Here is a 12,656-nt window from a genome sequence, read left to right on the forward strand (position 1 = left end):
GACGCGGGATATCGATAGTTGCACACGCGGGGTATCCGCGCAAGCAACTGTCGCCGTCTGCACCGACCGAAGGAGCCCCGATGTCCGTCGATGACACCTCCACCGCCGTCCGTGCCCACGGCTGGCGCACCCTGGCGGCGCTGCACGGCCTCATCGAGACGCGCCTGGAGCGGGCCCTCCGGCAGGTCGACCTGTCCGTCGTCGAGTTCACGGTGCTCGATGCCCTGCGCCGCCAGGACGGCTTCCACATGCGCATGCAGCAGCTCGCCCGCGCGGCCGCCCTCAGCCCGAGTGCGACCACTCGACTGGTGAACCGGCTCGAGGAGCGTGCCCTGCTGACCCGTGTCCTGTGCGCCGACGACCGTCGCGGGCTCTACACGGAGCTCACGCACGCCGGGCAGGTCCTGCTCGAGCGTGCGACACCGATCCACGCCGAGGCGCTCGAGGGCGCCCTCGCCGAGGCGCACGAGGTCCCCGAGCTCGCCGACCTGGCTGAGTCCGTCGACCGGCTCGAGGGTGCGCGCGTCTGACCTCGGGTCACCTCGCACCCGGCCTGGAGGCCCGGCGCAGCTCCGCCCCGCCGGCGTCGGCCCCAGGGCGGTCACCACTCAGGCGCGCGGCGGCCCCGTCGTCGACCGCACGACGAGCGTCGGCGGCACGAGCGTCCGGATGGGATCCGTCGGCGTCCCCGCTGCGGCGCCGATCCGCTCGACAAGCCGCGCAGCCGCCAGGCGCCCGACCTCGTCGTTGTGCGGGTCGACCGTCGTCAGGCGCAGCAGGGGTGACGCGGCGAGCGGGGTCTCGTCGTTGCCGATCACCGAGACGTCCTGCGGCACGCGGAGTCCGGCTTCCTGCACGGCGGCGATCGCGCCCATCGCCATGACGTCGTTCGCGGCGAACACCGCGGTCAGGTCGGGATGCTCCCGGAGGGCGAGCCGCATGCCCTCGTAGCCGGTCGTCTCCGAGGTCGGCCCGGAGCCGTAGACCAGGGGTTCGATGCCGGATGCGAGCAGCTGCGCAACGGTGGCGTCGCGGCGGAGCGCAGCCGGGCCTCCCGAGCCGGTGACGTGGGCGATGCGGCGGTGACCCAGGCCGATCAGGTGATCCGCTGCCAACCGTCCGCCGGCGGCTTCGTCGGAGGCGACCACGTCGAGTCCGCCGGGGACGTCCTCGCGCGCGCCGGCGACCACGACCGGGGTGTCGGCGGGGATGACGACGTCGGGGAAGCCCTCGGCGGCGAGCACCACGCCGTCGACCCGCAGGGAGACCAGGTCGTCGAACGGGGATGAGTCGAGGTGGGCGTTGGCGCGGGTGTCGGCGAGGGTGAGGCGGAGGCCGTGCGGGGCGAGGGCCTCGCGGATGCCGTCGAGCATCGGGACGTACCAGGGGTTCCGGAAGTCGTCGACGATGACGCCCACGGTGCGGGTCCGGGTGCCGGCGAGGATGGCGGCGGCGCGGTTCGGGCGGTAGCCGAGCTCCGCGACGGCGGCGAGCACCGCGGAGCGGCGGGCGGGGGAGACCCCGGGATCGTCGCGCAGCACCATCGACACCAGGGACTTCGAGACGCCTGCGCGAGCGGCGACGTCGATGATCGTCGGCGGGCGAGGGGTCACGCTGAGCCTTTCCGGCATGGTGCTTGACAGGACATGGGCTGGTGCGGCTACAGTCTACCGACACGTTCTGGAACGTTCCAGAATCGGGATCCAGCGACCTTCTCGAAGGAGAGAACATGAGCGACAGCATCGGCGTCGCCGTCATCGGCGCGGGCATGGCGGGCAAGGCCCACATGGCTGCGTGGCGGAACGCACCCTCCCTCTTCACCTCGACGCTGCCGCCGGTCCGGCTCGTCTCGGTCGGCGACGTCTACGAGCCCCTCGCCGCCGAGGCCGCACGGCGCTTCGGCTACGAGCGGCACGACACCGACTGGCGGGCCATCGCGGCAGCGGACGACATCGACGTGGTGAGCGTCGTCGTCGCGAACACCCTGCACCGCGAGATCGTCGCGGGGCTGCTCGCCGCCGGCAAGCACGTGCTCTGCGAGAAGCCACTGTCCGACTCGCTCGACGATGCCCGCGCGATGGCGTCCGCCGCTGCCGAGGCCGAGCAGCGCGGAGTGCTCGGCCGCATCGGGTTCACCTACCGCCGGGCTCCCGGCCTCGCGGCCATCAAGGAGCTCGTCGAGGACGGCACGCTCGGCCGGGTCCTGCACGTCTCCGGCCGGTACTGGACCGACTACGGCGCCTCGCCCGACGTCCCGTTCTCGTGGCGCTTCGCGGGGGAGCCCGGGTCCGGTGCGCTCGCCGACGTCGGCTCGCACCTGTCCTACGTCGCCGAGTTCCTGGCCGGCCCGGTCCGGAGCGTCAGCGGTGGGACGTTCACCACGTCGATCACCGAGCGCCCCGTGGCCGCCGGACACGCCCTGCGGGGGCAGGCCGTCCCGCTCACCGGAGAGACCGCGGCCGTCGGCAACGACGACTACGCCACGTTCAGCGCACGGTTCGGCGACGGCACGGTCGTCGGGTCGCTCGAGGCCTCCCGCGTCGCGGCCGGGCACCCGAACGGCCTCGTCATCGAGGTGTTCTGCGAGCGCGGCGCCGCCCGCTGGGACCAGGAGCGCGCCTCCGAGATCGGCCTCGCGCTGCAGTCCGACGGTTCGCGTCTGGGTGGGTACCGTCAGGTCGTGCTCGGCCCGGACCACCCCTACGTCGCCGGTGGCATGGCGATGGACGCCCCGGGCGTCGGCTGGGGGCAGAACCAGATGTTCGAGTACCAGGCCCGGGCGTTTCTCGACGAGATCGCGGGGCTGTCCGGCGCCGCGCCCGACGCCCTGCCCGCGAACGCCACGTTCGACGACGGCGTGCACAACATGGAGGTCCTCGACGCGGTGGCACGGTCCGCCGCGGCCGGGGGCACGTCCGTCGACGTTGCCGACGCCGTCGTCCCGACCACGCAGGGTGGTGTCCGCGCATGAAGCTCGGTCTCTACAACGCGATCCTGCACGACCGGCCCCTCGCCGACGCACTCCGGGTCATCGCGGACAACGGGCTCGCCGGCATCGAGCTGAACACCGGCGGGTTCCTGCCCCCGGTGCACGTGCCCGACATCGACGCGATCCTGCAGGACGACGGTGCGCGGGACGCGTTCCTCGCGCAGTTCGCGGGGACCGGCGTCGAGATCGCCGGGCTCAACTGCAACGGCAATCCGCTGCACCCCGACCCGGCGATCGGTCCCGCGCACGCCGAGGACGTCCGGCGGAGCATCCGCCTCGCGGCCCGCCTCGGGCAGGACCGCGTCGTCACGATGTCCGGACTGCCGGCGGGGGAGCCGGGCGGGACGCGGCCGAACTGGATCGTGAACGCCTGGAGCTCGGCTGCGCTCGACGTCCTCGAGCACCAGTGGAGCGTCGCGGTGCCGTTCTGGCAGGAGATCGACGCCCTGGCCCGGGAGCACGGCGTCAAGGTCGCACTCGAGCTGCACCCGCAGAACCTCGTGTTCAACCCGGCGTCGATCCGGGAGCTCGTCGAGCGCGGCGGGCTGACCAACGTGGGGGTGGAGCTCGACGCCTCGCACCTGTTCTGGCAGCAGATGGACCCGGTGGCGGTCGCCCACGACCTCGGCCCGCTCGTGTTCCACGCCGCCGCGAAGGACGTCCGGATCAACCCGCACGCCGCGATCAACGGGGTGCTCGACAACTCGTTCCGCCGGTTGTCGCCGGACGAATCACGGACGAACCTCGGCGGCGACGAGTGGGCGAACGAGTGGCCGAAGCCGTCGGCGTGGGACTTCGTCGCGCTCGGCAAGGGCCACGACGAGGCGTACTGGACGACGTTCCTCGAGGCCCTGCGTGCGATCGACCCGGACATGTGGGTGAACATCGAGCACGAGGACACCGAGCTCGGGCGCGAAGAAGGGGTCGCGGTCGCCGCGCGCGTGCTGCGCGCCGCGGACGCGGCGCTGGCGCCCCGGTCCTGACCGTCCGTCAGCCGACCCGCACACTGCCTGGAGGCCCGTGAACCGTTCCGCGCACCGGGTGACGGATCGGCGTGTGGTGCGCCGTGCCTCCCGGCCACACCACACGCGGATCGGCCACCGGTGCGCGGAACGACCAGTCCGTGCACCCGTACCGGGTGCTGTCACCGGCCCGATGTAGCATGCACGACACCTGTCCCCGACGATGGAGCCCTGCGTGCCGGAGCCGACCCACCCCGCCTTCCCGCTCGAACACGTGCGGGCGGTGGGCGACGACATCGTGGCCTCCGTCGCCACGGTGATCGACGGCAAGGCGGAAGCCATCCGCACGGCCCTGACGGTGATGCTCGCCGAGGGGCACCTGCTCGTCGAGGACGTCCCCGGTGTCGGCAAGACCGTGCTCGCCAAGGCGCTCGGCGCCTCGGTCGGCGGGTCCGTGAACCGCATCCAGTTCACCTCGGACATGCTGCCGTCCGACGTCACGGGCGTGAACATCTTCGACCAGTCGTCCGGCACCTTCCGGTTCTCGCCCGGCCCGGTGTTCGCGAACGTGGTCATCGGCGACGAGATCAACCGCACCAGCCCGAAGACCCAGTCGGCCCTGCTCGAGGCGATGGCGGAGTCGCAGGTCACCGTCGACGGTGTGACGCGTCCGCTCGACCGGCCGTTCATGATCGTCGCGACGCAGAACCCGATCGACATGGAGGGCACGTACCCGCTGCCCGAGGCGCAGCGCGACCGCTTCATGGCCCGCATCGCGATGGGCTACCCGAGCGTCGACGCCGAACGGCAGATGCTCGCGAACCGCGGCGGCAGCGACCCGCTGTCGCGCCTGCGGCCGATCGTCGACGTCACCACGCTGCGGGCGATCATCGAGACCGTCGCCGGGGTGCACATCGCCCCCGACGTCGAGGCGTACATCATCGCGATCGTCCGGTCGACGCGCACTCACCCCGACCTCGTGCTCGGTGCGAGCCCCCGCGCGACGCTGCACCTGGCGCAGGCAGCCCGTGCGCACGCAGCCCTGCTCGGCCGCCCGTTCGTCACCCCCGACGACGTCGCGACGCTCGCCCCGATCGTGCTCGCGCACCGGCTCGTGCCGGTCGCCCGTGGGCTCGGCGGCACCGGCGAGGACACCGTGCGCGAGATCGTCGTCCGCATCGTCTCCGACACCGCCATCCCGTTCACGGCCACCCCCGTCCGCTCCTGATGGCCGGTCCATCGGCACCGCGGTCGCTGCTGCGACGCGTCGGTGCCGCACGGTCCACGGCGGCACGGTTCGGCCGCCGCGGGCTGTCACTGGCACGCCGCACCCCGTTCCCGCGCCCGACGATCCGGGGCTGGACGGTCATCGCCGTCGGCATCGGCCTGGTCGGCGGCGGTCTGGTCGGCACCACGAGCGTCGCCGTCACGGCCGGCCTGCTGCTGCTCGTCCTGGTCGTGCTCGGCATCGTGATGGCGTTCGTCGTCGCCACCCCGCTCCGCGGCAGCCGCAGCACCGCACGGGCGATCGTCCAGGTGGGTGAGGTCTACCGGGAACGCATCACCCTCGGCAGCACCAGCCTGCGGATCGGCCCGCGGGCGACGCTGCTCGTGCGCGAACAGCTCGAGGACGCCTTCGCCAGCCTGGCCGAGGCGGAGACCTACGCCGAGGTCGGGCCGAACCTGCCACCGGCCGTGCTCGACGTCGAGGCGCTCGCGATGCACCGCGGCCGCTCGCTGGTCGGACCCGTGACGATCCGGGTCGAGGACCCGTTCGGCCTGCTCCGCATCGACCGTCCCGTCGTCCCGGCTGAGGAGGTCGTCGTCGTCCCGGCCTCGGCACCCCTCGGGGCGATCGACGCCGGGGCGCTCGCCGGTGCGGTCTCGGCCGACGAGGGCCGGGTCGGACAGGGTGGCTCGGCCGACGACAGCGAACTCCGCCCGTACCGACCGGGTGACCCGATCCGCCGGGTGCACTGGGCCCAGAGCGCACGGCGCGGTGAACTCCACGTCCGCCAGACCACCCAGGCCCAGCCGCCCGAGGCCGTGATCGCCCTCGACGTCCGGCGCGAGTCCTACCAGCGGCTCGGTCGCGAGGACCTCGCCGAGCTCTCCGACCTGGGCGGCGACCAGGCCTTCGAGCACGCCGTCGTGGTGGCAGCCAGTGTCGCCCGGGCGCTCGCCGCCCGGACCTCCCGTGTCGTGCTCGTGTTCGACGGTCCCGAAGGCGCGACCCGGCACGCGGGCGACGTCGGTGGGCTCACCGACGTGCTCGTCGGGCTCGCCGACGTCCGGCTCCGCTCCGACGCCCGCGAAGTCACCGACGTCCTGCCCGAGGTCCGTGGCCGCGACGTGCACGGCATGACCGCCGTCGTGACGGGCACCTGCACCGCGGAGGAAGCCGCCGAGCTCGTCAGCGCGACCAGCGGGTCGAGCCGCGGCATCCTGGCGACGATCGTGCCGCCGGACCCGGCCGTGCGGGGCATCCTCGACCGCGGCGGCTGGCGGACCCTCGTGGTACCGGTCGTCGGCGCGACGCCGTCCGGGGCCGCCCGGTGACCGGGGTGAGCGCGCCGGCGCGTGGCCGTGCCGACGTGCGCGAGATCCTCGACCGCGACGACGACCTGCGTGACGTCCCGAGCGCCTGGGTCGTGGCCCTCGCGCCGGTGCCCGTGCTCCTCGCTGCCCTCGCCATCCGGCCGCTCGTGCAGGGCATCGCCTGGTGGGCATCGGGTGTCGTCGTCGTCGCCGTGCTCGTCGCCGTGATGCTCGCCGTGCGCCGCCAGACGCCCGGCATCCGCTTCGTCGTCCTGGTCGGCACGGTCATCGCCTGCTCGTGCGCCGCCGCCCTGGTCAACGACATCCAACCGCTCGGGTGGCTCGACGCCGACGGGGCCCTCGGGGAGACGCTCGCCGCGATCCGCCTGAACCCCGCACCACTGCCGCAGACCGACGCGATCCGGCTCGTCGTCACCGCGTCGATCGGCTGGGTGGCGGCGGTCTCGCTGTTCCTCGCCGCCATCGCGCGGATCCCGTCGCTCGCCGCGGCTCCGGCCCTCGTCATCCTGATCGTGCCGGGTGTCATCACCGGGCAGCCCGCCGGCACCCCGCTCGTCATCACCACGGCGGTGGCGTTCCTCGCGCTGCTCTGGCTGTCCGTGCGTCCGGTGCAGCGTGCACTGCCAGCCGCGGTCGTCGGGGCGATCGGGCTCGTCGTGGCCATCGGGCTGCCGACGATCGTGCCGCTCAACGCCAGCTGGTTGTCCGGCGTGACCGGTGCGATCCAGTCGCCGATCCAGCCCGGACGGCCCGGCACCCTGCTCGAACTCGGCAACGACCTGCGCCGTCCGAGCGAGCTCGAGGTGTTCCGGTACCGCTCGTCCGACGGGCAGCCCGAGTACCTGAAGCTCGCCGACCTCGACGAGTTCGGCACGGGGGACTGGGTGCCGACCGTGACGAACGCGGCCGAGGCCGACACGGCCGACGAGCAGCAGTGGGCCGAGGGCGTCAACCCGCGCCTGGCGAGCCGCGGCGACGTGACGGTCCGGATCACCGGGCTGTCCAGCACCTACCTGCCGGTGCCGTCGGGTGCGGTGTCGATCGAGTCGCAGTCCACCAACCTCGACCTGTCGCAGTGGCGGTGGATGGGGAACTCGAGCACCGTCCGGTCGACCGGAGCCGCAACCGCCCGCGGCGCGATGTACGAGGTCTACGGGGCCTCGACGTTCGCCAACGACTACCTCGATGCGGTCGCCGCCTCGGGGGTGCTCGCGCGATCCGACGGCCGTGGCTTCCGGGAGCCCAGCCGCCAGCAGCTCCGCACCGACCTCGCCCTGCCCGACGACCTGCCCGCCAACATCTCGACCACCGCGACCCGCGTCGCCGCCGCCGCGACCGACGACTACGGGCGGGCGCGGGCCCTCGAGCAGTGGTTCCGCAGCGACCTGTTCACCTACTCCGAGACCGCTCCCGTCGAGCAGGGCTACGACGGCGACAGCATGGACGTCGTCTCGACGTTCCTGAAGGTCCGCGACGGGTACTGCGTGCACTTCTCGTCCGCGATGGCCGTGATGGCCCGCACGCTCGGCATCCCCTCGCGCATCGCGGTCGGGTACCGTGCCGGGTCGCCGCAGCCCGACGGCGAGTACGCGGTGTCGAACCGGCAGCTGCACTCCTGGCCCGAGCTGTACATCCAGGGCGCAGGATGGGTCGCCTTCGAGCCGACGCCCGACTCCGACGAAGCTGCGCCGTCCGAGGAGCCCTCGGCCTCGCCGACCGCAGTGGCACCGGAGACCCCGCTGCCGGCGCCCGAGCAGACCACCCCGGCGGACGAATCAGCGTCACCGACCCCGTCGGCGTCCCCGGTTCCGGGTGCCACGGGTGCGTCCAGCACCGGCGGCGGCGGAGGACCGGTCGGGCTGCTCGTGGGCCTGCTGCTCGTGCTCGCGGTCCTCGTCGCCCCGGGCCTCGTGCGTGCGGTTCGCCGCCGATCGAGGCTGTCGGCGATCGCTGCCGGGCGCTCACCCGCCGTGCAGGCGTGGCGCGAGTTGCTCGACGACGTCGCCGACCACGGGTACGCCCCGGGCCTCGCGCCGCCGGGTGACGCCGCCGCCGTGGCCCGGACAGCCCGAGCCGTGCTCGGACGCCTGCGTCCCGGGCTGCCGGAGTCGGTCGTACCGCACCTGGAGGCCGCGGTCGACGCGGTCGATCGTGAGCGCTTCGCCGCCGACGGGGCCGCATCGGTGGACACTCCGGCGTTGGAGCGTCACGTCCGCGACGCTCGGGAGGCGCTCGACGCCTCGGTCCCCACGGTGCGCGTCGTCCGGTCGCGCCTGCTGCCGCCGAGCCTGTTGCCGTCGTCCGCCTGGTCCCACGACGGGCCGAAGCCCCGCCGTCGCGATCGCCGCACGGCCTGACGCGGGCGCGTGCCGGCTGGCGGGTGCTGCACGGTGCAGGGTTCGTCGGGTGGTGCGTGGTTGGTGGTTCGGTGCGGGGCTGTAGGCGGGCACCGGGCGGTCGAGCGGGCACGGGGTCGTGAACCCCGCACGGTGCGGGTTCCGTCGGGCGATGGCTCGGCGGGTGCTGCACGGTGCGGGGTTGGTCGGGTGGTGCGTGGTTGGTGGCTCGGTGCGGGGCTGTAGGCGGGCACGGGGCGGTCGAGCGGGCACGGGGTGGCGAACCTCGCACGGTGCGGGCTCCGTTGGGCGTCGGGTCGGAGGGTGGTGCACCGTGCGGGGTTGGTCGGGTGGTGCGTGGTTGGTGGCTCGGTGCGGGGCTGTAGGCGGGCACGGGGCGGTCGAGCGGGCACGGGGTGGCGAACCTCGCACGGTGCGAAGCCCCGACCGCCGCGCCGCGCCTCGCCGCCGCCCGCCGCCCGCGGCGCCCGCAAACCGCCGCCCGCGCCGCGGGGCACCGCGCGTCAGCGCCGGCGGATGACCGCCTCGACCAGGGTCGCGACGAGCTCGCCCGGATCGACCCCGGGCAGCGCCGGCGCGTCGAACACCAGGCCGACGTTCGCCCCGATGAGCACGGTCGCGAACTCCTCCGGGGTCATGCCCACCTCGACCTCGGGGTGGGCACCGAGCCACAGCCGCACCAGCTCGAGCACCCCGTCCTGCAGGATCCGGCGCTGCCGGATGAACTCGGGCAGCAGCTCCGGGTGCCGCACCGCGTACCCGCGGAACGCCGAGAGCAGCGCGAACTGCTCGCTCTGGTCGTTCTGCCCGAACGCGGCGCGCAGGACGTCCCCGACGTCGACGGCGGCGATGTCCGCGTGCACGAGTTCCTGCAGTGAGCCGAGCACGACGTTCGTGGACCGCTGCATGACCTGGGCGAGCAGGTCTTCCTTGGACGAGAAGTTCGAGTAGACCGCACCCTTGCTGAACCCCGCGCGCGCGGCGACGTCGTCGAGCCGTGCGCCGTACACACCCTGTTCGGCGAAGACCGCGGCTCCGGCGGCGAGCAGGCGTTCCCGGACCTCGGCGCGCGGGATGCGCTGGGTGGGGGAAGCGTCGTCGCTCATCGGTTGCTGCTCCGACCTGTGGTGGTGGTCGTCGGGGAGAGCATCGTGGTGGAGACCTGCCGCGCCGCGCGTCTGATCCCGCGCGGCATCAGCGAAGCCCCCATCCCCACGTCTGCTCGGAACCGGCGCGTTCGGGTCGCGTCGGTGCTGTGCGGACAGCGTTCACCGGGACCATCCCCGGCAGAACTGCCAGGACGATACCCGGCGGTACTGATCGTAGCGTCGCGGGGCCGCGGAGGACAGCCCCTCAGTCCTCGTGCTCTTCTCGGACACTGCCGGCACCGGTCCGACGGCCCGGGCGCCGGAGCAACCGGAGCGCGTCCGGCCGCAGGCTCCGACCCCGCCGGAGCAGCGAACCGAGGGTCGACTTCGGCTGCCAGTCACGGCCGTTCGGCAGCCCCCAGCCCCGCCGGACCGCTCCCCAGCGCAGCCCGAGCGACAGGGTGATCGCGAGCAGGATGCCGAGCGACGGTGACCCGAGCGCCGAGGCGATCACCATCACGGCCGACGCGGCGACGGCCACGGTGGCGTACAGCGCGTTCCCGCCGAACACCGCCGGCACCCGCCGCAGCAGCAGGTCACGCATGGCCCCGCCGCCGACCGCGGTGATGGTCCCCATGATGATCGCGGCGGGCCAGTCGAGCCCGGCGTCGTAGGTGCGCTGCACGCCGACCACGGCCCAGAACCCGATCACGGCGGCATCGAGCACGGTGAACAGCCGGTCCCAGGTGAGCTCGGAGAACGACACGAGGAACGCGATGAGCGCCCCGGCGACGGCGACCGGCACGTACAGCGGGTCGACGAGCGCGACGGGTGGTCCGTTCTGCAGCAGGGTGTCGCGGAGCATCCCGCCGCCGAGGCCGGAGACGAACCCGACGACCAGGAAGCCGAACAGGTCGAAGTCCATCGCGCGGGCGATGGAGCCGCCGAGCAGGGCGGACGCGAAGACCCCGGCGAGGTCGAGCACGTTCGTGACCGACGCCAGGCCGTCGACGGACAGCAGGTTCATGAGAACCATCAAACATCACGTCGCACGACTGGCGGGCCGTTCGGCGGTTAGGTTAGCCTCACCTTCGTCATGCTCGCCACTCTCGTCATCGGTCTCCGTGAAGGCCTCGAAGCCACGCTCATCGTCGGCATCATCGCCGCGTTCCTGCGTCGCAACCGCGTCCCGCTCGCCCTGATGTGGTCGGGCGTCGGGCTCGCGGTGCTGCTCAGCATCGCCGTCGGCTTCGGGCTGCAGGCCGTCGAGCAGGCGCTGCCGCAGGCCCAGCAGGAGGGCATGGAGGCGGTCATCGGCATCGTCGCCGTCGTCTTCGTCACGGGCATGATCGTCTGGATGCGCACGCACGCGCGCACCCTGACCGCCGACCTCGAGGCCAGTGCGACCGCTGCCCTCGGCCGCGGCACCGCCTGGGCTCTCGCCGGCATGGCGTTCCTCGCCGTCCTGAAGGAGGGCTTCGAGACCTCGGTGTTCCTCCTCGCCACGTTCCAGGCGTCGTCGGACACCGGCCTCGCCGCCCTCGGTGCTGTGATCGGCATCGCGGCCGCGGTCGTCGTCGGGTTCGGCATCTACACCGGTGGCGTCCGCCTCAACCTGTCGCGGTTCTTCACCGGCACCGGGGTCTTCCTGGTCTTCGTCGCGGGCGGCCTGGTGTTGACCGTCCTCCGCCGCGCGCACGAGGCCGGCTGGATCGTCATCGGCCAGCAGCGCACCGTCGACCTGTCGTGGCTCGCGCCGAACGGTTCGGTGCAGGGGGCCCTGGTCACCGGCGTGCTCGGCATCCCGCCGGACCCGCGGGTCATCGAGGTGCTCGGCTGGGTCCTCTACGTCGTCCCGGTGCTGGCCCTGACGCTCTGGCCGCGCGCCTGGCGTCCGTCGCCGGACCGCGTGCCCCGGGTGCGCGCCGTCGTCGCCGGCGCACTCGCCGTGGCGGCAGCGGCACTCGCGATCGCCGTGCCGACGGGCGGGGTCGACCTGCCCCGCACCACCGCGGTCAGCGGCGACGCCAGCTCCGTCTCCGCCAGCGTCGACGGTGCGTCCGGCGTCCTCCGCGTGGCCGGCACCGGAACCGGCCAGGAGGCCCGACTCACCCTGCCGACGTCGGCCCACCGCCGCGTCACCCGCGCGGGCGTGGCCGCCGACCGGTGGCGCGTCGTGCAGGACGGAACCAGTGAGCAGGGGAGCGGTGCCGACCGTCCGTCGACGCTGACGCTCGACGACCTCGTCACCCTGTTCGGTCGCCTGCCCGTCGGGGTCTCCCCGTCGACGAACCCCGGCCCCTTCGCGGCGCGCTGGGCCGTGCGCGACACGGTGACCCTGTGGACCGTCCGCGGTGGGGTCCTGGACGCGACCCGCGACGAACGCGAGGTGCTGACGCTGAGCGGTGGGGGCCTCCCGTCCGCGCGCACCACGACCCTGGACCGCACCGTCTGGTCCGTCCCCGATGCCCGAGTCGAGCGTTCGGCCGCCTCGGTGGCCGCAGCGGACTCGCGATCAGCCGACCTGCTGCTCTGGAAGGCCTGGCTGCCGATCGCCCTCGGCATCGCTGCCGCCGCGCAGGCGCTGCTGGCCCTCCGTGACCGCCGTCGCCGGCGACTCCCCACCATCCCTGGCTCTTATACACCTCTGACGTGGCCGACGATACGCCTATTGTCGTTCTCGGCATTCTCCGTAACATGA

Annotated in this window: 10 protein-coding genes; 7 read left to right on the forward strand and 3 right to left on the reverse strand. The window is 73.4% G+C overall.

The features are described from left to right. The first annotated feature begins 80 nt into the window (after positions 1 to 80). Entirely contained in the window at positions 81 to 530 is a 450-nt protein-coding gene (locus tag DEJ04_RS15765) for a MarR family winged helix-turn-helix transcriptional regulator (protein ID WP_071406491.1), read from the forward strand. A 78-nt stretch (positions 531 to 608) separates the two neighbouring features. Here DEJ04_RS15765 and DEJ04_RS15770 read toward each other — a convergent pair whose 3' ends face one another. Continuing rightward, the gene (locus DEJ04_RS15770; RefSeq protein ID WP_111047685.1) at positions 609 to 1,613 is read right to left on the reverse strand and encodes a LacI family DNA-binding transcriptional regulator; all 1,005 of its coding nucleotides are present in this window, start codon (positions 1,611 to 1,613) and stop codon (positions 609 to 611) included. A gap of 116 nt (positions 1,614 to 1,729) precedes the next feature. Here DEJ04_RS15770 and DEJ04_RS15775 point away from each other — a divergent pair, with 116 nt between their 5' ends. The 5 genes from DEJ04_RS15775 (at position 1,730) to DEJ04_RS15795 (ending at position 8,867) form a co-directional block, all read left to right on the forward strand. Beyond that, on the forward strand, positions 1,730 to 2,971 hold the full coding sequence (locus tag DEJ04_RS15775; protein ID WP_111047686.1) for a Gfo/Idh/MocA family protein: 1,242 nt from the start codon (positions 1,730 to 1,732) through the stop codon (positions 2,969 to 2,971). After that, positions 2,968 to 3,972, forward strand: a complete 1,005-nt coding sequence (locus DEJ04_RS15780) for a sugar phosphate isomerase/epimerase (protein ID WP_111047687.1) — start codon at positions 2,968 to 2,970, stop codon at positions 3,970 to 3,972. Before DEJ04_RS15775 ends, DEJ04_RS15780 begins: the two co-directional genes overlap by 4 nt. Before the next feature lie 202 nt (positions 3,973 to 4,174). Further along, on the forward strand, positions 4,175 to 5,179 hold the full coding sequence (locus tag DEJ04_RS15785) for a MoxR family ATPase (RefSeq protein WP_071406487.1): 1,005 nt from the start codon (positions 4,175 to 4,177) through the stop codon (positions 5,177 to 5,179). Next, positions 5,179 to 6,510: a DUF58 domain-containing protein gene (locus DEJ04_RS15790; protein ID WP_111047688.1), complete on the forward strand. Its 1,332-nt coding sequence runs from the start codon at positions 5,179 to 5,181 to the stop codon at positions 6,508 to 6,510. Before DEJ04_RS15785 ends, DEJ04_RS15790 begins: the two co-directional genes overlap by 1 nt. A gap of 5 nt (positions 6,511 to 6,515) precedes the next feature. Further along, positions 6,516 to 8,867, forward strand: a complete 2,352-nt coding sequence (locus DEJ04_RS15795) for a DUF3488 and transglutaminase-like domain-containing protein (protein WP_146248742.1) — start codon at positions 6,516 to 6,518, stop codon at positions 8,865 to 8,867. A gap of 503 nt (positions 8,868 to 9,370) precedes the next feature. Here the strand turns inward: DEJ04_RS15795 and DEJ04_RS15800 are convergent. Together DEJ04_RS15800 and DEJ04_RS15805 are read right to left on the reverse strand one after the other, a co-directional pair. Then, a complete protein-coding gene (locus tag DEJ04_RS15800) occupies positions 9,371 to 9,973 on the reverse strand; it encodes a TetR/AcrR family transcriptional regulator (RefSeq protein ID WP_111029886.1) in 603 nt (200 codons plus the stop codon). 247 nt (positions 9,974 to 10,220) lie between these two features. After that, positions 10,221 to 10,982: a trimeric intracellular cation channel family protein gene (locus tag DEJ04_RS15805; RefSeq protein WP_071406483.1), complete on the reverse strand. Its 762-nt coding sequence runs from the start codon at positions 10,980 to 10,982 to the stop codon at positions 10,221 to 10,223. Between the two features lie 69 nt (positions 10,983 to 11,051). On the opposite strand from DEJ04_RS15805, the gene efeU reads away from it, so the two are divergent. Next, positions 11,052 to 12,656: an iron uptake transporter permease EfeU gene (gene efeU, locus DEJ04_RS15810; protein ID WP_111047690.1), complete on the forward strand. Its 1,605-nt coding sequence runs from the start codon at positions 11,052 to 11,054 to the stop codon at positions 12,654 to 12,656.

It is taken from the genome of Curtobacterium sp. MCLR17_044 (genome assembly GCF_003234435.1).
Taxonomy (GTDB): domain Bacteria; phylum Actinomycetota; class Actinomycetes; order Actinomycetales; family Microbacteriaceae; genus Curtobacterium; species Curtobacterium flaccumfaciens.